Genomic DNA, 19,661 nt, shown 5'->3' on the forward strand with positions numbered 1-19,661 from the left:
GCAAGGTCCGCCCCGGCGGAGCGCCGCCCGCGCTCGGCCGTACGCCGGGCCGGCGGCTACCGCTCCACCCGTATCCGCCGGGTCTCGCTCACCTGGTCGGTCTCCGACACCCGGACCGTCGCCTTCATCGTCCAGGTGCCGGGGAGCGGCAGGGTGAGGGTGTTCGCGCTCCAGTACCCGCCGCGGTCGACCAGGTCCGCGTGGAGGGGGCCGACGTGCTGGTCGGCGAGGGTGAAGGAGAGGCGCAGTTCGGGTACGGCGGCCAGGCTGCCGTCGGGGCCGAAGACGACGGCCTGGACGGCGTTGTCGCCGGTGCGGCCGGGGTCCAGGGTGATCTGGACCGTGCCGCGTCCGACCGTGCCGCGTCCGGCGGTGCCGATCTCGAACGGGATGGTGGTCACGGACGCGGGCAGCACACCGCCCGCCGGTGCGGCCGTCCGCGCCGCCTCCTCCGCCGCGCGGCCGGGCGGGGTACCGGTCAGCACCGTCGTGACCGCCAGGACGGCGGCGGCGACGACCGCCTCCGCGAGGACGGAGCGGCGCAGGCCGCGGCGGAGGGTGGCGGCGTCGGCCGCGTCGGCCGACTTCGGCCCTGACTCCGACTCCGGTTCCGGTTCCGGTACCGGTACCGGAACCGGTGGGCCGCCCGCCGGCTGCGGGATCCGCTCGGGCACGCGGTCGGGCCCGCGCACGGCGGTCGCCGCCGTCGCCGACACGGCCGTCCACCTCCGGGACACCGCCGCCGCGGCCAGCAGTACGGACACCAGGATTACCTTGACCAGCAGCAGCCTGCCGTACGTCGTCCCGGTGAGGGCCTGCCAGGAGCCGAGGCCGCGCCAGGACTGGTAGACGCCCGTGGCCACCAGGACCGTCACCGAGGCGAAGGCGACGCGGGAGAAGCGGGCGGCCGTGGCGGCGTCCGAGGCGGCGGAGCGCAGGGTGAGGAGCAGGGCGACGAGGCCGCCGAACCAGACCGCGGTGGCGAGCAGGTGCAGCGTGGACGAGGTGAGGGCGAGCGGCACCTGGATTCCCGCGGCGGCGTGCTCCGCGGCGGCCCAGGTCAGGGCGAGGGCGACGGCCAGTGCGCCGCCCACCGCGCCGGCGAGGGGGCCGCGCCGGTACCGGTCCGCGCGTGAGACCCGGACGAGGAACAGAGCGGCCGGGCCCAGCAGCGCCAGCCTGATCAGCAGCAGCACGCCGGGGCGCGCGGTGAGGGTGTCGGCGAGCGCGCCCGCGTCGAGGGCCGTCGCCGGGCCCGTCCCCGCCTCGTACGGGGCACGCAGCACCAGCAGTGCGACGGTGGCGCCCAGCAGGGTCCACCAGCCGGCCGCCAGCGGGTGGCGCAGCGGGGCGGGGTCCGGCGGGCGGCACAGGGCGACGAAGGCGGCGGTGCCGATGAGCAGGGCGGCGGCGAGGTAGGAGAGGTAGCGGGCGAGCTTGTGGAGGGTCGCGGTCAGGGGGTCCTCGGTGGGGCCGGTGTCCGCGGGCGCGGCCGTCGGGGAGGGCCGGCCCACGGAGAAGGTGAAGGCGCCCGAGACGGGGTGGCTGTCGGCGGACACCACCCGCCAGGCGACGGTGTACGTGCCCTCGCCCAGCTCGCCCGGCAGCGCGACCCGGGCCGTGTCGGACCGGCCGTCGGCGTGTCCGGTCGCCCCGGTGCGGACGCGGTGGCCGCCCGGGTCCAGGACGCGGAAGGAGTCGTCGCGCAGGCCGACGGACTCGCTGAAGGCCAGGGTGACGTCGCCGGGGGCCCGCTGGAGGACGGCGCCGTCCTCGGGGACGCTGGAGCCGAGGGCGGCATGCGCGGACGCCGGGCCCGCGCCACCGAGGAGCAGCAGGACCAGCACGGCGCCCACCAGCACCAGCCGCCGAACCCCCCGCCCGCCCGGGCACCCCGGAAGGGACCGCCCGTCGACCCCGGCGCCCCTGGCAGTCCCGGTGACCCCGGCAGTCCTGCCAACCCCAACAGCCCTGACGGCCCCGCCAACCCTGCCGACCATGGCAGCCCTGGCAACGCAGGTGGCCCCGCCAGTCCCAGCAGACCCGGCAGCCCAGGTGACCCCAACAGTCCCGCTAGCCCCGACAGCCCAGGTGGCCCCGCCAGCCTCCGTAGCCCCGTCAGCCCCGGCAGTCCCGGCAACCTTGGCAGCCCCCCTAGCCCCGGCGACCCTGCCAACCCCGCCGGCATGCTCGCTTCCGTCGGCCCGGGGCGCCCGTGCAGGCCGGGCCGGTCGGTGTTCGGTCGTGGTCCGTCGGGCTCGGCGGTCTCCTCGCTGGTCGCGGGCCCGTTCGCCCCCTCGTACCCGGTCTCCGGCGCGCGCGCCGTCACCACACCTCACGTCGCATCTCCGTCGTCGGGAGCCACTGCCTCGCCGATACGTACGGACGTGGGGCCCGCTCCGCTCACCGGTGGGCCGGGCGGGCTCTCACCACGACGGGCGTGCCGTCACCCCGCCGTCCACCACCAGGTCGTGGCCGGTCACCCAGGACGCCAGCCGCGAGGCGAGGAACACGCACGCGTCGCCCACGTCCTCGGGGCGCCCGAGCCGTCCCGTCGGCGTTGCCCGGCGCCACCGCCGTACGCCCTCCGGCCAGGACTCGGCGAGGCCCTCACGGTCGACGAGGCCGGGCGAGACGGAGTTGACCCGCACTCCCCACGGGCCGTACTCCAGGGCCGCCGAACGGGCGTGCATCACGACCGCCGCCTTGGAGGCGCTGTAGTGCGCGTGGGCGGGAGCGGGGGCGCCGGCCTCGATGGAGGCGATGTGGGTGACCGTGCCGCCGCCCTCCTGGGCCCGCATGACCTCGGCCGCCGCCTGCGTGCAGGCGAAGACGCCCGTGAGGTTGGTGTCCAGCACCGTCCGCCACTCGGTGGCCGTCATGCCGGGCAGTTCCCGAAGCGGCTGCACACCCGCGTTGTTGACCAGCGCGGTGAGCCGTCCGCCGCCCCACTCGGCGGCCTCGGCGACCACGCGCCGGCAGGCGTCCTCGTCGGTGAGGTCGGCGCGCAGGACCGTGGCCGCGCCCCCGCCGTCCCGGATCCGTTCCGCCACCTGCCGTGCCGCCGCCACCGCCGTACGGCAGTGCAGCGCGACCGCCGCGCCCTCCTCGGCGAACCGCCGCGCGATCCCCCGGCCGATGCCGCCGCCCGCGCCCGTCACCAGGGCGACCTGGCCGTCGAGGAGACGTGTGGGCGGGTTCATGGACGGCACAGTTCCACGATCCGCGCGGCCTCGGCCGGGTAACGCGCCGCGAGGTCGGCGGCGTCACCGTGCTCGTAGTCCCCGGGGGTGAATCCGGGCGCCATCGTGCAGCCGAAGAACGACCACGCGCCGCCCGCCGCCACCCTGCCGCCCATCCAGGTTCCGGCGGGGACCGTGAACTGCACGTGCTGTCCGCCCAGGACGTCCGGTCCCAGTACGGCCGTGCGGGTGCCGCCGTCCGGGGCGAGGAGCAGCAGCTCCAGCGGGTCGCCGAGGTAGAAGTGCCAGACCTCGTCGACGGGCAGGCGGTGCAGGGCGGAGAAGTCACCCGGACGGGTGGTGAGCAGGGCCACGATGGCCGAGCCCGCCGGGTGTCCGTCCGGGCCCTCGGGGCCGGCCCAGGTGCGTCTGTACAGGCCGCCCTCGCGCGGGATGGGCTCCATCCCGTAGTACGTGATCAGGTCCTCGGCGGTCGGCGCGGAAGTCACCCGGCGAACGCTACCTCCCGGCGGAGGAAGGCGAGTTGTGCCTTCTTCTCCGGCAGGTACACGTCCGGCAGGTCGATCTCGGGCAGGACGACCGCCGGTCCCGCGGTGAAGCCGAGCCGGAGGAAGCGGGCGATCGCCTTGTCGTTGCCGACGTCCGGGTCGACCACGATCCGCGTCCGGTCCAGGCCCAGCAGGACGTACGTCATGAGGGCGCCCGACAGCGCGGCGGTCCAGCCGGGCCGCGCGCCGCCGGTGCCGGTGGGCGCGAGCAGCAGGTGGACGCCGACGTCACCGGGCTCGGCGGGGTAGCACTCGCTCACCCGGTCGGCCGCGGGGTCGTAGGTCTGGAGCAGGGCGGCCGGCTCGCCGTCCTTGACGACCAGGAAGGCGTGGTGGGTGTCGAGCGTGTCCATGTGGGCGTAGACCTCGGCGACCTGGTCCCGCGTCAGCCCGTTCATGCCCCAGAAGGCCGCCCGCTCCTCGCTCACCCAGCCGTGGACGACCGCGGCGTCCGCGGCGGGGTCCAGGGGGAGGATCCGGACGGTTCCGAAGCCGTCGAGCCGCTGCTCGTGGACGGGGACGCGGGAGGCGTACGGGGACGGGGCCGGGCGCGGGTCAGTCATCGGTCTCCTTCGTGAGCCGGTCGAAGTCGGTGACCACCGGGGCGAGTTCCCCGGCGAGCCACAGGGGCTGCTGGTCGCGGTGGTGGGCCGAGCCCGGGATGCCCGAGGCCCCGTGGGGCACCACCCAGCGGCTGTCCGCGCGGTCGGCCAGGTCCCAGACGTACCGGGCGGCCGGGCCGCGGGCGGCGCGGTCGGTGAGGCCGGGCACGGGGGAGGTGCACAGCACGCAGTCGTGGTCGCCGGAGAGGCCGGGTTCGTCCGCGTGGGCGGTGGCGCCGGGCAGCGCACGCCACGGAGCCAGGCGGTGGGTGTCGCCCCACGTTCCGGCGGGCCCGCGCGCCGCGACCTCCTCCAGCGCCGCGCGGACGGCCGCGGCGCGGTCGATGCCGTACAGCCCGTCCGCGCGCAGGAGGTGTTCGAGGGCGTACGCGACGCGCGGTACCAGCGCGAGCCACGGCAGGAGCGCCTCGGGGTAGGCGGGTGCGGCGGAGGCGGCGGCCAGGACCGGGTGCGCCGCCAGTTCGCGTACGACCGCCGTGCGCACCGCCGCGTAGGCCGCCGCGCCGGTGCTGTCGGCGTCCATGCGACGGTCCCAGGCGAGGAGGCGGTCGCGGAGGGCGGCGGCCTCGGGGGTGAGGCCGGTCAGGGCGGCGAGGTGGTCCAGGAGGGGGCCCGCCGAGCCCAGGTGGGTGTCGGTGTGGATCGCGGGCATGTCCGCCGCCGACCAGCGCTCCCGGCCGGCGAGCAGGGTGGCGATGCGGTCGGCGCGGTGCGGCGGGGCGAACTCGACGCCGAGGGGGGCGGCCGGGCCGCGCTGGTTGGCCATCACGGCGACGCCGCCGGTGAGGCCGGCGCGGGGCGGGGTGTGCCAGCCGGTCCACTCGTGGCCGGGTTCCCAGGCCGGCACGGGGCGCAGGCGGTTCGCGTCCGGCCGTACCGGTACCCGGCCCGCGACCCGGTGCAGCAGGCCGCCGCCGGTGTCGGCGGCCTGCACCACGTTGACCGGCTCGGTCCACGCGTCCAGGGCGCGGTCCACGTCGGCGACCGTGCGGGCCCGCAGCAGCGGCAGCAGGGCGCCGAAGCCGAGGTCGGAGGTGACGCGGGGCGGGTGGCGCAGGCTGAGGGCGGCCGGGGTGCCGTCGTCCAGGCCCTCGGGGCCGCCGGCGATCACCGGTCCCCGGTCGGTCTCGATGACCTCGACCTCCACGGACTCCCGCCCGCCCGGCTCCCCGGCGACCTCGACCGTCTCCGTGTGGCGGGCGGCGCGGCGCCAGACGCCGTCCGGGCCGAGCGCCTCCACGCCGGCGCCGGTGCGGCGCAGGCGCTCGCGGTACAGGTCCTGGTAGTCGGCCATGGCATTGGTGATGGCCCAGGCGACCGTGCCGGTGTGGCCGAAGTGGGCGATGCCGGGGATGCCGGGCACGGCGAGGCCGACGACGTCGAACTCCGGGCAGGAGAGGTGGATCTGCTGGTAGACGCCGGGGTCCTCGATGAAGCGGTGCGGGTCGCCCGCGATGAGCGCGTGCCCGGTGGTGGTCCGCTCGCCGCTCACCAGCCAGCCGTTGCTGCCCGCGGTGCCGGGGCCGTCGGCGGCGAACAGGGGGACGGCTTCCGGGCCGAGGTGGGCGGTGATGTGCTCGCGCCAGAGCTTGGCGGGGAAGCCCGCGAAGAGGAGGTGCGTGGCGAGCCAGACGCCGAGCGGGGTCCAGGGCTCCCAGCGGCCGGGGGTCAGGCCGGTGCGGGCGAACTCGGGGGCGGGGCCGTCTTCCGGGGCTCCGGCCAGCCCCTCGTTCACGCCGTCGACGTACGCCCGTACCCAGGCGGCCGTCTCCGGGTCGTTCGCCTCCAGGGCGGTGAAGCAGCGGCGGGCGGTGTCCGCGAGGCGGGCGCGGCGGGCGAGGCGGTCCCAGGACAGGGCCTCGGGACCGAGGAAGGACGCGGAGGTGCCCTGGGCGCGGTGCCGCTCGACCTCCAGTTGCCAGGCGCGGTCCCGGGCCGTCACCCGGCCCTGGGCGCGGGCGAGTTCGAGCGGGGTGTCCGCGCGCAGGTGCGGGATCCCCCAGGCGTCGCGGTAGGTCTCGGCGCTCACCCCTGTGCCTCTGCTTTCCCTCAGACCTTTAGGTTAGGCTCACCTAAGTTAATGGACGTCGTGGCCGAATAGTACGTGAAGGGTGGAGGAATCATGGGGCAGGGGCGGGGTTGGGAGGGCGCGGTCCTCAAGCTGATGCGCGCGAAGGACTTCGAGTTCACCGTGACGGACGCCGAGGACGTGACCCCGCACTACCGGCGGCTGCGGCTGAGCGACGGCGGCATGCTGGCGGCGACCGGCGTCCACCCCACGATGTGGGTACGGCTGTGGTTCGACAACGCGGGCAGGCCGCACCAGCGCGGGTACACGCTGGTCGACCCGGACCCGGCGGCCGGCACCTTCGCCATGGAGTTCGCCCTGCACGAGGGGTGCGCGAGCGACTGGGCGCGGGCGGCGAAGCCGGGGGACACGATCGAGGCGACCGTCCAGGGCACGGGGTTCGAGGTACCGCGGCCCCTGCCCTCCCGTGTCTTCGCGGTCGCGGACCCGGCGTCCCTGCCCGCGCTCAACTCCCTGCTCGACGCGCTGGGGCCGGTGCCCGCGACGGTGTGGTTCGAGGGCGCCACGGACGACGGCCTGCCCTTCCGCGCCGACCCCGAGCGGCACGAGGTCCGCGCGGTTCCGCGCCGGGACGCGGGTGCGGGGCTGGTGGCACGGGTGAGGGAGGAGCTGCCGGAGCTGCTGGCGTCCGCCCCGGAGCCGTACGTCTGGATCGCCTGCGACACGGCGACCACGCGGACGCTGGCCTCGTACGTCCGCAAGGACCTGGGGGTGGCGAAGCAGCGGGTGAACGCGCTGGGGTACTGGCGCGCGACCTGAGCCCGCACGCGCGATCATCGGGACCATGGACGTCACACTTCACCTCGCCCAGGACCCCGAGGCCGACGAACTCCTCGGACGCAGCCCGCTCGCCGCGCTGGTCGGCATGCTGCTGGACCAGCAAGTGCCCATGGAGTGGGCGTTCAAGGGACCGTCGACCATCGCCCGGCGGATGAGCGCGGAGGACCTGGACGCGCACGACATCGCGGCGTACGACCCGGAGGGGTTCGCGGCGCTGCTCTCCGAGAAGCCGGCCGTGCACCGCTACCCCGGGTCGATGGCGGGGCGGGTGCAGCAGCTGTGCCGGTACCTCGTCGAGACGTACGACGGTGACGCCGAGGCCGTCTGGCGGGGCGTGTCCACCGGCGGGGAGCTGCTGAAGCGGCTCCGGGAACTGCCGGGCTTCGGCATGCAGAAGGCCCAGATCTTCCTGGCGCTGCTCGGCAAGCAGCTCGGCGTCCGCCCCGAGGGGTGGCGCGAGGCCGCGGGGGCGTACGGGGAGCCCGACTCCTTCCGGTCGGTCGCGGACATCAGGGGGCCGGAGTCCCTGACGAAGGTGCGGGCGCACAAGCAGGAGATGAAGGCGGCGGCGAAGGCGGCGAAGGCCTCCGGCACGTAGGCGGGGATCGCGGGATCGGCGGGGATCACGGGTTCGGCGGGGGTGCGCGTGGCGCGGTACGCGCCTCCCCGGCCCGGTTGCCGCCGAGCCGGGAGGCCGGGCGGGGCGCCGCGTCAGTCGCGCGGGTGCTCTCCGGTGGCGGGGGCGCCGGGCGCGCTCGCAGCATGGGGCATGACCGAACCACCTGGCGGGCCCCCGGGCGGGGCACCGTACGACGACCGCGGGGTGCACGCCCGGCACGGCGCCCACGAGCCGGGCGCCGGACCGCGGGAGCACGAGCCCGAACCCGCGTTCGAGGGGCCCCTGCACCTGCTGTCCCGCGCCGCCTGGCAGACCGTGCTGTTCACGGGGGTCGCCTCACTGGTCCTGGGCGTGCTGGTCCTGGTCTGGCCCGGGGCGTCGCTGCTCGCGGCCGGAGTGCTCTTCGGCCTGTACCTCGTCATCAGCGGCATCCTCCAGCTGGCCGCCGCCTTCGGCACGCACCGGAGGACCTCGCTGCGGGTGCTGGCCTTCATCAGCGGCGCCGTGTCGATCCTGCTGGGGCTGTTCTGCTTCCGCGGCCCGCTGCAGTCGGTGCTGCTGCTCGCGCTGTGGATCGGCATCGGCTGGCTGTTCCGCGGCGTCACGCAGATCGTGGCCGCCGCGCACGACCCGGCGATGCCCGCGCGCGGCTGGCACGTCTTCCTCGGCGTCGTCACCGTCGTCGCCGGCATCGTGCTGATCGACTCGCCGGTCGAGTCGGCCACCGTCCTCATGCTGGTCGGCGGCTGGTGGCTGGTCGTCGTCGGCGTCGTCGAGATCGTCACGTCCCTGCGGCTGCGCGGACAGGCGGGCCGGGTCCCCCGCAGCCTGTGAACGGCGCCGCCCTTCCGTACGCCGAGCGGGCGGTTCTCCTCCCCGGCGCGAGGGGCGGCGCACGCCGGGCGGGGACAGGACCCAGGTGAGACCCGCCCCGCACGCCCCTGCCGCACGCGCCGCGCGCCGTAGCGCCTGGCCGCGGGTACTGCTGGTCCTGCTGCTCGCCCTGGTGGTGCCGTGCGCCCATGCGACGGCCCAGGCGGCGCCGGTCGTCCAGGCGGCCGCCTCGGGCGGTACCGCCGCGGAGCACGACCACCTCGACACCGCCCTGCGCACCCCGGCCCGCAGCGGCCGGCGTGCCGCCGCGGTCCGGCCGGCTCCGCCGTCCCCCGCGGCCGGCCGTCGCGTCCGCCGCGACCTCCTCCCTCCGGTCGGGCCGCCGCCCTCCCCGCGCGGCCCGCGCTCCGTGGTCCTGCGCTGCTGACCGGGCCGGACCGGCTCGCCCGCCGGTCCCCCGCGAGACAGGGACACCACGCGACCACCACGCGACCACCAGGAACGAGGAACCACCCATGCCCAGCGACCCCTACGCCGTCCTGCGCGCCCTTCTGCGCGCCGAGGCCGCCCGCCGCACCCCGAAGCCCGGCGCCGCCCCGCAGGCCCCCGGCGAACAGCGGCTCCCCGTACGGGAACGGAGGCGTGCCTGACGGGAGGGCCGGGCGGCGGAGGCGGGTCACACACCGTCTCCGCCGCCGGCGGAAGAACCCGCACGGTCGGCGGACAACCCATTGCTCCCGTTTACGGCGTCTTTTCCGGCGCCGCACTCCGGCGCCATGGCTGCGCCCGCAACGTCCGGGCCGGTAGGCTTTCCGTGTGATCTTCAAGCGCATCGGAAACGGCCGGCCGTACCCCGACCACGGCCGGGAAAGCACCCGGCAGTGGGCGGACGTCGCACCGCGCCCGGTCCGCCTCGATCAGCTCGTGACGACCAAGGGCCAGCTCGACCTCGAAACGCTGCTGGCCGAGGACTCCACCTTCTACGGCGACCTCTTCGCGCACGTCGTGAAGTGGCAGGGCGACCTGTATCTGGAGGACGGTCTGCACCGGGCGGTGCGCGCCGCGCTGCAGCAGCGCCAGGTGCTGCACGCCCGCGTCCTCGAACTGGACTGACCGGGCCCCGACGGCCGTCGGCGAGGCTTCCGCTTGACCCTTTCGGGTTGCCTTGCACCGAACCACGGAACGTCGACTGATCATCTAATAGGCATCGCCGCTCCGGCGCACTACTCTGCGCTCATGAGCATGCTGACTCCTCCCGGCATGGGTGGCCAGTACAAGATCACGGGGGACAAGTACCCGCGGATGCGCCCGGTCCGACGACGCGGCAGGTTCGCGTTCGTCGCCGTCGCCTGCGTCACCGTGCTCGGTGTGCTCGGCTGGGGCACGCTGCAGCTCATCGACGTCTTCACCGGCGGCGACAAGGCCTCGGCGGCCGGTGCCGCGGGCTGTGTCGCCCCCGCGCGGGCGAGCGCCTCGCCAGCTGCCGCGGTGCTGCCGAAGCCGGGTCAGGTCACGGTCAACGTGCTCAACGCGACGACCCGCGGCGGCCTGGCGCAGAAGACCGCCGACGAGCTGAAGAAGCGCGGCTTCCGCGTGGGCGAGGTGAGCAACGCGCCCGAGGAGTACGACAAGAAGGTCGACGGCACGGGCCTGCTGCTCGGCCCGGCCGCCTCCCTGAAGAGTTCGCTCACCGTGCTCGGCACCCAGCTCCCCGGCGCCGAACACCGCGCCGACGCGGCCCGCAAGGGCGCCACCGTCGACCTGATCATCGGCAACGGCTTCAAGGGACTCGCCAAGGGCGCGGACGCCGACGCGGCGCTGGCCGCGCTGACCGCGCCGCGGCCGGCCCCCGCCGTGGAGAAGAAGAGCTGCTGAGCGGCGCTCCGGGTCCTACTCGGCCGCTCCGTACATCCGGTCGCCCGCGTCGCCGAGGCCCGGGACGATGTAGCCGTTCTCGTTGAGACGCTCGTCGACCGAGGCCGTCACGACCGTCACCGGGGTGCCGGCCAGCTCGCGCTCCATGAGTTCGACGCCCTCGGGGGCGGCGAGCAGCACCACGGCCGTCACGTCGTCGGCGCCGCGCTTGATCAGCTCCCGGATGGACGCGACCAGGGTGCCGCCGGTGGCCAGCATCGGGTCCAGGACGTACACCTGGCGACCGGACAGGTCGTCCGGCATGCGCGTGGCGTACGTGGATGCCTGCAGCGTCTCCTCGTTGCGCACCATGCCGAGGAAGCCCACCTCCGCGGTCGGCAGCAGCCGGACCATGCCGTCGAGCATGCCGAGACCGGCCCGCAGGATCGGCACCACCAGCGGACGCGGGTGGGAGAGCTTGACGCCGGTGGTCGGGCAGACTGGTGTCTGGATGTCGACCTGTTCGGTACGCACGTCGCGCGTGGCCTCGTAGGCGAGCAGGGTGACCAGCTCGTCGGCGAGACGGCGGAAGGTCGCGGAGTCGGTGCGGCGGTCGCGCAACGTGGTGAGCTTGTGGGCGACCAGGGGGTGGTCGACGACGTGGAGACGCATGCCCACCACAGTAACCGGGCCCCGTGGGGGCGGCGTCCCCGCGGCGGGCAAGGCCGGGGACGGGCCCGCCACTCGTTCGCGGGCGTCAAACCGCCCGACCGGGGGAAGGCGGGAGGGACGAACGCTGGGTGGTGAGACTGTGCCTGACCGGGACTTCCCCCACACGCCGACCCCCGGGGCTCGGCGGGGGACGGGACGCGGGGCCGAGCCGAGCGCGGAGCCGGAGCGTGATCCGGAGCCCGCGCGAGAGGCCGAACGGCGGCGGCGCCGGGCCCAGTTCCTGCGGGATCTGGCGGAGGCCCGCCAGTTGCGGGACCGCGTGCAGCCGCGCCGCGCCAAGACCGCCCGGCTGCGGCACGCGATGCGCATGCGCACCTTCCGCTGGTAGCTCCCCCGGGAGACTGGCCCGGCCGGGGAAGATCGCGCGCCGCGCCGGGGTTGGTGGTGACGGACGGACGCGGGGACCGCGAGAATCCGCGTACGATCCGCACGTGGTGGCGACGAGAGCGCTGCTGGGCGGCTGCTCGGACGCGTCTGTTCCGGGCGCCGGTCGAAACCGCCGGACACAGGGTGGCGAAGACGTCCCCTGAGTGCCTTGTTTCTGCCACGATTCCGAGTGGGTGGGGCTCGGAGCACCGCTCCCCCGCCCGTAGCCTCCGCCGGGGGGATCCCCAACCGGCACGCCTAGGACCAGTGGGAGAGTCACGGTGTACTTCGCCGCACTGCTCGCGCGCACCGAAGACGGGTGGGAAGCGAGCGACACAGAGCTCGACGATGTGGAAACCCTGTCGGATCTTGCCGACCTGGCCCGGGAGGCCTCTCCCGACGAGGACACGGTGCTCGTGCTCATCGAGCAGGAGGACGCGTGGTTCGGAGTCGTCCGCGTGGACGGCGAGGAGGACCCCCGCATCTACGTCTCCGACGCCGCCGCGGCCGCCCGCAGCAGCTACGGGGAGATCCTGCTCACCGACGAGCTGCTCGGCCGGGACCCCGGTGACGACGGCGACGATCTCGACGCCCTCGACCTCGACGGCACGGAGGACGGCGAGTCCGACGACGACGAGGACGGCGGTGACGGTGACGGCGGCGGCGACGCGTCGACCGGCTCCGGCGAGGCCGTGCCGCACGGACCGGTCGGTGACGCCGAGGTCCTCGACGACCTCGGCGTGAGCGAGAAGGAGCTGCGCTCGATGTCCGGGGACGCGGTCGGGGAGATCGCCGAGGCCCTGGGCGCCTCGGACGTCCTGGAGACCGTCCGCTGACCGCGCCGGCCGAGGAGAACCCCGAGGGAGCACCACCCGACCCGGTGCGCGACCGGTGGCGGGCCGCGATGCGGCTCGCCCTGGCCGAGGCCGGGCGGGCCCGGCGGGGCGGTGACGTCCCCGTCGGCGCCGTCGTGCTGGCGCCGGACGGGCGCACCGTGCTGTCCGCCGGGCACAACGAACGCGAGGCCACCGGCGACCCGACGGCCCACGCCGAGGTCCTCGCGATCCGGCGGGCCGCCGGAGAACTCGGCGAGTGGAGGCTGGCCGGGTGCACGCTCGTCGTCACCCTGGAGCCGTGCACGATGTGTGCGGGCGCCCTCGTCCAGTCCCGCGTGGACCGTGTCGTCTACGGCGCCCGCGACGACAAGGCGGGCGCGGCCGGATCGCTGTGGGACCTGGTGCGCGACCGGCGCCTCAACCACCGTCCCGAGGTGATCGAGGGCGTGCTCGCGGACGACTGCGCCCGGCTGCTCACGGACTTCTTCCGCGACCGCTGACCCGGTCCGCACGGGGTGCCGGGACGACCGCTCGGACGGCTGTTCGTCGGCCGCGATACCGATTTCTGAGCATGCCGCTCCGTGCTGTAAGGTCTCTCTCGGTAGCGTGTCCGAGCGGCCGAAGGAGCTCGCCTCGAAAGCGAGTGTGGCGCAAGTCACCGAGGGTTCAAATCCCTCCGCTACCGCTTCTGAAGGGCCCCGTCGAAAGACGGGGCCCTTCGTGCGATCATGAGCGACCGAAGGCGTGGGTCGAAAGGACAGGGGAGGCCGCGGTGGCGGTGAACTCGAAGAAGATCGCCGTCTATCTGGTCGTGGTCTTCGTGCTGTACGTGATCATCACGGACCCGGCGAAGGCAGCCGACTACGTCCAGATAGGTTTCCAGGGCATATCCGACGCGGCCAGCGCCGTGGGCGACTTCATGACCTGGGCCGCCAACGGAGGAAAGTGATGATCCGCCATCTCGTGCTGTTCAAGCTGAACGACGGCGTCGAGCGGGACGACCCGCGCGTCGTCGAGGGCGTCGAGGCCTTCCGGGCGCTCGGCGGCCAGATCGACGACCTCCGCTTCTGGGAGTGCGCCTGGAACATCAGCGACCGGCCCATCGCCCACGACTTCGCCATCAACTCGGCCGTGGACGACACCGACGCGCTGAAGCGCTACCTCGAACACCCGGCGCACCAGGCGGGCGTCGCACGGTGGCGGGAGTTCGCCACCTGGGTGATCGCCGACTACGAGTTCTAGTACGACCGCGCGCCCCGCGCGCCTCCCGCGCGTGCCCACGGCCCCGCACCTGTCCGGTGCGGGGCCGTTCCGCGTTCGCTCAACACGGCGTTATGCGGTGCTTGCACACAGTGGACATGTCTTGTGATGCTATGACCGCTTTTGACGGATGAGTTGACGAAAGAGCGACGGATCACGAGGTGGAGTTGACCGTGCCGGCCAGTACTGCGCCTCAAGCACCGCCCGCACCGCCCGCCCAGGCCCAGGCCCAGGCCCAGGCCCCGGAGGCTCCCGCGCCGCAGCGCAGCCGGGGTGCCGACACCCGGGCCCTGACCCAGGTGCTCTTCGGCGAGCTGAAGGGCCTCACCCCGGGCACGCCGGAGCACGACCGGGTGCGCGCGGCGCTCATCGAGGCGAACCTGCCGCTGGTGCGCTACGCGGCCGCCCGGTTCCGCTCCCGCAACGAGCCGATGGAGGACGTCGTCCAGGTCGGCACCATCGGGCTCATCAACGCCATCGACCGCTTCGACCCGGAGCGGGGCGTGCAGTTCCCGACGTTCGCGATGCCGACCGTCGTCGGTGAGATCAAGCGGTACTTCCGCGACAACGTGCGCACGGTGCACGTACCGCGCCGGCTGCACGAGCTGTGGGTGCAGGTCAACAGTGCCACCGAGGACCTCACCACCGCCTTCGGGCGCTCCCCGACGACCGCCGAGATCGCCGAGCGGCTGCGCATCACCGAGGAGGAGGTGCTGTCCTGCATCGAGGCGGGACGGTCCTACCACGCCACCTCGCTGGAGGCCGCCCAGGAGGGCGACGGGCTGCCCGGGCTGCTCGACCGGCTCGGCTACGAGGACCCCGCCCTCGACGGGGTCGAACACCGCGACCTGGTCCGGCACCTGCTCGTCCAGCTCCCCGAGCGGGAGCAGCGGATCCTGCTGCTGCGCTACTACAGCAACCTCACCCAGTCCCAGATCAGCGCGGAACTCGGCGTCTCCCAGATGCACGTCTCGCGGCTACTGGCGCGTAGTTTCCAGCGATTGAGGTCCGCGAACCGGATCGACGCGTAACCTCGAGACCGGCTCCGGACGGAGTCGAAAGCGCGATCGAGGGGTCACCGGGAAGAGCGAATCGCTCACCAGGGCCTTTGCTGCGGATTCGGGCCGAAAGGCCGTCAGACCCCCTGTTTCCAGGGGGTATTGGCATCTCGCATGTCGACATGTCACTACAGCGCGTTGCCGACATGTGACATTCTGCCGGAGACGCGTTTGCCGGAGCCCCGGCTCCGGTATTCAGGTGAAGGCTGCGTTCCCGGCGTGGGAGCGTGTGCCGCGACCGTCCCGCGACCCAAAGGGGGTGGCATGTCCGCAGAACAGGGCAGCTCGAAGGTGCTCGCGCTCGCGGAGAGCGAGACCGCGCCCGACACGATCGAGGCGCTCGGCCCCGTCGACGGCAGCGACGGCGTTCAGGCCGTCGAAGCCGTGCCGAACCTCGATGCCGTGCCGGCCCAGACCCTTCCGGCCACGGAGGCCATCGACACCCGCACCCTGTCCCGCTCCCTGTTCCTGCGGCTCGCCGCCCTCGACCAGGACAGCCCCGAGCGTGTCTACGTCCGGGACACCCTGATCGAGCTCAACCTCCCGCTGGTGCGCTACGCCGCCGCCCGCTTCCGCTCCCGCAACGAACCGATGGAGGACATCGTCCAGGTCGGCACGATCGGCCTGATCAAGGCGATCGACCGCTTCGACTGCGAGCGGGGCGTCGAGTTCCCGACGTTCGCGATGCCGACGGTGGTCGGGGAGATCAAGCGGTTCTTCCGCGACACCTCGTGGTCGGTGCGCGTCCCGCGCCGCCTCCAGGAGCTGCGCCTGGCCCTGACCAAGGCCAGCGACGAGCTGTCCCAGAAGCTGGACCGCTCCCCGACGGTCGGCGAACTCGCCACCGTGCTGGGCGTGTCCGAGGAGGACGTCGTCGACGGCCTCGCGGTCGGCAACGCCTACACCGCCTCCTCGCTGGACTCCCCGGCCCCGGAGGACGACGGCGGCGAGGGCTCGCTGGCGGACCGCCTGGGCTACGAGGACACGGCACTGGAGGGCGTGGAGTACCGCGAGTCCCTCAAGCCGCTGCTGGCCAAGCTGCCGCCCCGGGAGCGCCGGATCATCATGCTGCGCTTCTTCGCCAACATGACCCAGTCGCAGATCGGCGAGGAGGTCGGCATCTCGCAGATGCACGTCTCCCGGCTGCTGACCCGGACCCTGTCGCAGCTGCGCGAGGGCCTCATCTCCGACTGAGCCCGCGCTCCACGGCGGCGGCCACCGCGCCGCCCGTCACGACAGCCCGGCGACCGCCGCGGCACCTCGGGGGTGCCGCGGCGGTCGCCGTCGTGTGTCCCGCTGCCGTTCCTAGCCGAGCGCCAGCCAGGCCACGGCCGCGACGACGATCACTGCGGCCACGATGCCGACGATCAGGCCGACGCGCGGGCCGGAGGAGGCGGCGGGGGCCGCCTGCCGGGCCTGCGGGGCGTCGTCGACGAACGCGCGGAACATCTGGGTGCTGCCTGCGGGGTCGTTGGTGCCCTGGGGGCCCTGGTTGTTAGCCATGGGCCGAGACACTAGCGAATCCGCGGGTGCGGCCCAAGTGCGGGGCTCCTTCCGGCCCTTGCCCGGCACCACCACCCGCCACCTGCGCGTTTACTATCGCAATACTTGCCTTTGCCAACTTTTTATTCCGTGATGACCGTCTTTGTTTGCCTGTAGCAACCAACCGAACTTATGGTTGCCCTAAGCAACGAATCGGGAGGTGCGCATGGCCGAGAAGGCGCAGTACGAGGAGCTGATCCGCCAGTTCAGCGCCTTCGGTGCAGTGAAGAGGGAGATGGGGCGGCTACTGCCGTCCGACTGCCCCGGCGGCTCCGCCGCCGTGATGACACTGCTCGGCCGCCACGGGGACATGCGCATGAGCAAGCTCGCCGAGCTGCTCGCGGTGGACATGTCGGTGACCAGCCGGCACGTCGCCCACGTCGCCGAGCGGGGCTGGATCGAACGTTTCCCCGACCCCGCGGACAAGCGCTCGCGCATTCTGCGTCTGACGCCCGAGGGGCAGGAGCAGCTCGACGAGATCGCCGAGCGGTCCTCCCAGATGCTCGCCCACCGTCTGAGCGACTGGTCCGACGACGAGGTCGGTCAGCTCTCCCGGCTCATGGCCCGCCTCAGGGCCAGCTTCGACGACTGCCGGGCCCCCGCGGCCCGGCCTCCCGCACTGTCCGGGGACGAACAGTCCACCCGTACACCCGCGATCACCACGTAAGTAAAGGAAGTCCATGGCAACGACCACACCAGCCGGTGTGCGGGCTCATGCCAAGCACGGGGGAGGCTCCACCGGAGACGCTCCGATGACGCACCGGCAGATCATGGAGGCATTGTCCGGGCTGCTGCTCGGCATGTTCTGCGCGATCCTGTCCTCGACCATCGTCACCAACGCCCTGCCGGAGATCATCGGCGACCTCGGTGGCGGCCAGAGCGCCTACACCTGGGTCGTCACGGCCTCGCTGCTGACGATGACCGCCTCCACCCCCCTGTGGGGCAAGCTCGCCGACCTGTTCAGCAAGAAGGCCCTGGTCCAGATAGCCCTGGTCGTCTTCGTCATCGGCTCTGTCGTGGCCGGTCTGGCGCAGAACCCGGCCATGCTGATCACCGCGCGAGGCATCCAGGGCCTGGGCGCCGGCGGTCTGTCCGCCCTGGCCCAGATCATCATGGCCGCGATGATCGCCCCGCGTGAGCGCGGCCGCTACTCCGGCTACCTGGGCGCGACCTTCGCCGTCGCGACCGTCGGCGGACCGCTGCTCGGCGGCGTCATCACCGACACCAGCTGGCTCGGCTGGCGCTGGTGCCTCTACGTCGGCGTGCCGTTCGCGATCATCGCGCTGCTCGTGCTGCAGAAGACACTGAACCTGCCCGTGGTCAAGCGGAAGGTCAAGGTCGACTGGGCCGGCGCCTTCTTCGTCACCGCGGCCGTCTGCCTGCTGCTCGTCTGGGTCACCTTCGCCGACGACAAGTACTCCTGGATGTCGTGGCAGACCGGCGTCATGGTCGGCGGCTCGATCCTGCTGACGCTGATCTTCCTCTTCGTCGAGTCCAGGGCCAGCGAGCCGATCATCCCGCTGCGCCTGTTCAGGAACCGCACCATCACCCTGGCCTCGCTGGCCTCGCTGTTCGTCGGTATCGCGATGTTCGCGGGCACCGTCTACTTCAGCCAGTACTTCCAGCTGGCCCGGGACAAGTCCCCGACGATGTCCGGGCTCATGACGATCCCGATGATCGGCGGCCTGTTCATATCCTCGACGGCCTCCGGCATCATCATCACCAAGACCGGCAAGTGGAAGCGCTGGCTGCTGGCCGGCGGCGTGCTGCTCACCGCGGGCCTGGGCCTGCTGAGCACCATGCGCTACGACACCGCGTACTGGCACATCGCGATCTTCATGGCGCTGATGGGTCTCGGCGTCGGCATGATGATGCAGAACCTGGTGCTCTGCACGCAGAACCAGGTGGCCCCCGGCGACCTGGGTGCCGCGTCCTCCACGGTCACCTTCTTCCGCTCCCTCGGCGGCGCGGTGGGCGTCTCGGTGCTCGGCTCCATCATGTCGACCCGGATCAGCCACTACGCCACCGACAGCATCGGGCAGCTCAAGCCCGAGGACCAGATGGCGGCCGGCAAGGCCCTGGGCTCCGGGCAGATCCCCGACATGGACCTGCTCCCCGCGCCCATCCGCACCTGGCTGGAGAGCGCCTACGGGCACGGCATCGCCGACATCTTCCTGTACGTCGCGCCGATCGCCCTGCTCGGCTTCCTGGTGACCCTGTTCATCAAGGAGGTCCCGCTGCGCACCACCGGCGCCCTCGCCCAGGCCGCGGAGGCCGCGGCCGAGTCCGCCCCGCCGGTCGCGGGCACCCCCGCGGAGGCCACCCGCGTCGCCGACGCGCCGGTTCCGGCCGGTGCCATGGCCGCCGTGGCGGCACCCTCGGCGGCCCCGGTCGCCCCGGACGGTTCGGCCACCTCGGCGGCCGAACCCGCCGCCGGGCCCGCGACCACGCAGCGGCTGGCCGCCGTCGCCACGGCGACCGGCTCCGGCGAACCGCAGGCGCCCGTCTCCGGTGGCATCGCGGTCCGCGGCTCCGTCCGCGGCGCCGAGTCCGCCCCGGTCCCGCAGGCCGCCGTCACGCTGATCTCCCTGGCCGGCCGCCAGCTCGGCCGGTCCGTCGCCCAGGCCGACGGCACCTACGCCCTCGACGCGCCCAGCGCCGGGTCGTACGTCCTGATCGCCTCCGCGGACGGCTTCCAGCCGCAGGCCTCCACCATCGTCGTCAACGACGAACCGGTCGCCTACGACATCCTGCTCAGCGGCACCAGCGGGCTCACCGGCCTGGTCCGTGCCGTCGAGGGCGGGCTGCCGGTCAAGGACGCCATGGTGATCGTGACCGACGTGCGCGGTGACCTGCTGGCCAGCGCCACCACCGGGGAGCAGGGCGAGTTCTCGCTCACCGACCTGGTGCCGGGCACGGTGACCGTCGCGGTCAACGCGGTCGGCTACCGGCCGCGCGCCCTGCCCCTCGAGGTGGGCGGCACCGGCGTCACCCGCGTCGAGGTCGACCTCCAGGCCGGGGCGCAGGTCCAGGGCGTCGTGCGGGCACCGCACGGTCCACTGGCCGACGCCCGCGTCACCCTGGTCGACGCGGCGGGCAACGTCGTCGGCACGGCCACCACCGGCGCGGACGGGGCGTACGCCTTCACCGACCTGGACGCCGGTGAGTACACCGTCATCGCGACCGGCTACCCGCCGGTGGCGACGGCCCTGACGGTCGCCGGCCCCGGTGCCGACGGCCACGACATCGAGCTCGCCCACCCCGGCGAGTAGCAGGACCCCGGCCCGTGGTGGCGTGCGCGCTCTGAGCGGAGGTGC

At 73.7% G+C, this 19,661-nt stretch carries 23 protein-coding genes and 1 tRNA gene; 17 read left to right on the forward strand and 7 right to left on the reverse strand.

Annotation, left to right across the window (positions count from 1 at the left end):
• Positions 1–56: 56 nt before the first annotated feature.
• The 5 genes from BJ961_RS35120 to BJ961_RS35140 form a co-directional block, all read right to left on the reverse strand.
• The gene (locus BJ961_RS35120) at positions 57–1,862 is read right to left on the reverse strand and encodes a copper resistance CopC/CopD family protein (RefSeq protein ID WP_271416783.1); all 1,806 of its coding nucleotides are present in this window, start codon (positions 1,860–1,862) and stop codon (positions 57–59) included.
• A 564-nt stretch (positions 1,863–2,426) separates the two neighbouring features.
• Positions 2,427–3,203: an SDR family NAD(P)-dependent oxidoreductase gene (locus tag BJ961_RS35125; protein ID WP_271416784.1), complete on the reverse strand. Its 777-nt coding sequence runs from the start codon at positions 3,201–3,203 to the stop codon at positions 2,427–2,429.
• Positions 3,200–3,691 (reverse strand): cupin domain-containing protein, encoded by a 492-nt coding sequence (locus BJ961_RS35130; protein ID WP_271416785.1) that lies wholly within the window; start codon positions 3,689–3,691, stop codon positions 3,200–3,202. The genes BJ961_RS35125 and BJ961_RS35130 overlap by 4 nt, the downstream gene beginning before the upstream one ends.
• Complete coding sequence (locus BJ961_RS35135; RefSeq protein ID WP_271416786.1) at positions 3,688–4,314, reverse strand: GNAT family N-acetyltransferase; 627 nt, start codon at positions 4,312–4,314, stop codon at positions 3,688–3,690. The genes BJ961_RS35130 and BJ961_RS35135 overlap by 4 nt, the downstream gene beginning before the upstream one ends.
• A complete protein-coding gene (locus BJ961_RS35140) occupies positions 4,307–6,403 on the reverse strand; it encodes a penicillin acylase family protein (protein ID WP_271416787.1) in 2,097 nt (698 codons plus the stop codon). The genes BJ961_RS35135 and BJ961_RS35140 overlap by 8 nt, the downstream gene beginning before the upstream one ends.
• A gap of 93 nt (positions 6,404–6,496) precedes the next feature.
• Here BJ961_RS35140 and BJ961_RS35145 point away from each other — a divergent pair, with 93 nt between their 5' ends.
• From BJ961_RS35145 to BJ961_RS35175, 7 genes are all read left to right on the forward strand, one after another.
• Positions 6,497–7,222 carry a siderophore-interacting protein gene (locus BJ961_RS35145; RefSeq protein ID WP_271416788.1) on the forward strand — a complete coding sequence of 242 codons (726 nt, stop codon included), beginning with the start codon at positions 6,497–6,499 and terminating at the stop codon, positions 7,220–7,222.
• Positions 7,223–7,247: 25 nt separating this feature from the next.
• Entirely contained in the window at positions 7,248–7,841 is a 594-nt protein-coding gene (locus tag BJ961_RS35150) for an HhH-GPD-type base excision DNA repair protein (RefSeq protein WP_271416789.1), read from the forward strand.
• Positions 7,842–8,012: 171 nt separating this feature from the next.
• Positions 8,013–8,696, forward strand: coding sequence for an HdeD family acid-resistance protein (locus tag BJ961_RS35155; protein ID WP_271416790.1), 684 nt, complete (start codon positions 8,013–8,015; stop codon positions 8,694–8,696).
• 85 nt (positions 8,697–8,781) lie between these two features.
• Positions 8,782–9,123, forward strand: a complete 342-nt coding sequence (locus BJ961_RS35160) for a hypothetical protein (RefSeq protein WP_271416791.1) — start codon at positions 8,782–8,784, stop codon at positions 9,121–9,123.
• An 88-nt stretch (positions 9,124–9,211) separates the two neighbouring features.
• On the forward strand, positions 9,212–9,346 hold the full coding sequence (locus BJ961_RS35165) for a hypothetical protein (RefSeq protein ID WP_271416792.1): 135 nt from the start codon (positions 9,212–9,214) through the stop codon (positions 9,344–9,346).
• A 166-nt stretch (positions 9,347–9,512) separates the two neighbouring features.
• Entirely contained in the window at positions 9,513–9,809 is a 297-nt protein-coding gene (locus tag BJ961_RS35170; RefSeq protein ID WP_003999914.1) for a type II toxin-antitoxin system VapB family antitoxin, read from the forward strand.
• A gap of 147 nt (positions 9,810–9,956) precedes the next feature.
• A complete protein-coding gene (locus tag BJ961_RS35175) occupies positions 9,957–10,571 on the forward strand; it encodes a LytR C-terminal domain-containing protein (RefSeq protein WP_271417267.1) in 615 nt (204 codons plus the stop codon).
• Positions 10,572–10,586: 15 nt separating this feature from the next.
• On the opposite strand, the gene upp is transcribed toward BJ961_RS35175, so the two are convergent.
• Positions 10,587–11,222 carry a uracil phosphoribosyltransferase gene (upp, locus tag BJ961_RS35180; RefSeq protein ID WP_271416793.1) on the reverse strand — a complete coding sequence of 212 codons (636 nt, stop codon included), beginning with the start codon at positions 11,220–11,222 and terminating at the stop codon, positions 10,587–10,589.
• A gap of 139 nt (positions 11,223–11,361) precedes the next feature.
• Here upp and BJ961_RS35185 point away from each other — a divergent pair, with 139 nt between their 5' ends.
• The 8 genes from BJ961_RS35185 (at position 11,362) to BJ961_RS35220 (ending at position 15,996) form a co-directional block, all read left to right on the forward strand.
• Positions 11,362–11,610: a hypothetical protein gene (locus BJ961_RS35185; protein WP_271416794.1), complete on the forward strand. Its 249-nt coding sequence runs from the start codon at positions 11,362–11,364 to the stop codon at positions 11,608–11,610.
• Positions 11,611–11,929: 319 nt separating this feature from the next.
• Positions 11,930–12,484: a tRNA adenosine deaminase-associated protein gene (locus BJ961_RS35190; protein WP_271416795.1), complete on the forward strand. Its 555-nt coding sequence runs from the start codon at positions 11,930–11,932 to the stop codon at positions 12,482–12,484.
• A 68-nt stretch (positions 12,485–12,552) separates the two neighbouring features.
• Complete coding sequence (gene tadA, locus BJ961_RS35195; RefSeq protein ID WP_271417268.1) at positions 12,553–12,984, forward strand: tRNA adenosine(34) deaminase TadA; 432 nt, start codon at positions 12,553–12,555, stop codon at positions 12,982–12,984.
• A 100-nt stretch (positions 12,985–13,084) separates the two neighbouring features.
• Positions 13,085–13,169 (forward strand) — tRNA-Ser (locus BJ961_RS35200).
• Positions 13,170–13,256: 87 nt separating this feature from the next.
• Positions 13,257–13,433: a hypothetical protein gene (locus tag BJ961_RS35205; RefSeq protein ID WP_271416796.1), complete on the forward strand. Its 177-nt coding sequence runs from the start codon at positions 13,257–13,259 to the stop codon at positions 13,431–13,433.
• Positions 13,433–13,726 carry a Dabb family protein gene (locus BJ961_RS35210; RefSeq protein ID WP_271416797.1) on the forward strand — a complete coding sequence of 98 codons (294 nt, stop codon included), beginning with the start codon at positions 13,433–13,435 and terminating at the stop codon, positions 13,724–13,726. The genes BJ961_RS35205 and BJ961_RS35210 overlap by 1 nt, the downstream gene beginning before the upstream one ends.
• Before the next feature lie 191 nt (positions 13,727–13,917).
• Positions 13,918–14,775 (forward strand): RNA polymerase sigma factor SigF, encoded by an 858-nt coding sequence (locus tag BJ961_RS35215; RefSeq protein WP_271416798.1) that lies wholly within the window; start codon positions 13,918–13,920, stop codon positions 14,773–14,775.
• Positions 14,776–15,066: 291 nt separating this feature from the next.
• Positions 15,067–15,996, forward strand: a complete 930-nt coding sequence (locus tag BJ961_RS35220) for an RNA polymerase sigma factor SigF (RefSeq protein WP_271416799.1) — start codon at positions 15,067–15,069, stop codon at positions 15,994–15,996.
• 111 nt (positions 15,997–16,107) lie between these two features.
• On the opposite strand, the gene BJ961_RS35225 is transcribed toward BJ961_RS35220, so the two are convergent.
• Entirely contained in the window at positions 16,108–16,305 is a 198-nt protein-coding gene (locus BJ961_RS35225) for a hypothetical protein (RefSeq protein WP_161327521.1), read from the reverse strand.
• A 205-nt stretch (positions 16,306–16,510) separates the two neighbouring features.
• Between BJ961_RS35225 and BJ961_RS35230 the strand changes: the two genes are divergently transcribed.
• Together BJ961_RS35230 and BJ961_RS35235 are read left to right on the forward strand one after the other, a co-directional pair.
• Positions 16,511–17,011: a MarR family winged helix-turn-helix transcriptional regulator gene (locus BJ961_RS35230; protein ID WP_271416800.1), complete on the forward strand. Its 501-nt coding sequence runs from the start codon at positions 16,511–16,513 to the stop codon at positions 17,009–17,011.
• A gap of 13 nt (positions 17,012–17,024) precedes the next feature.
• Positions 17,025–19,616, forward strand: coding sequence for an MFS transporter (locus tag BJ961_RS35235; protein WP_271416801.1), 2,592 nt, complete (start codon positions 17,025–17,027; stop codon positions 19,614–19,616).
• Positions 19,617–19,661 lie beyond the last annotated feature (45 nt).

This window comes from Streptomyces lienomycini (assembly GCF_027947595.1).
GTDB lineage: Bacteria > Actinomycetota > Actinomycetes > Streptomycetales > Streptomycetaceae > Streptomyces > Streptomyces lienomycini.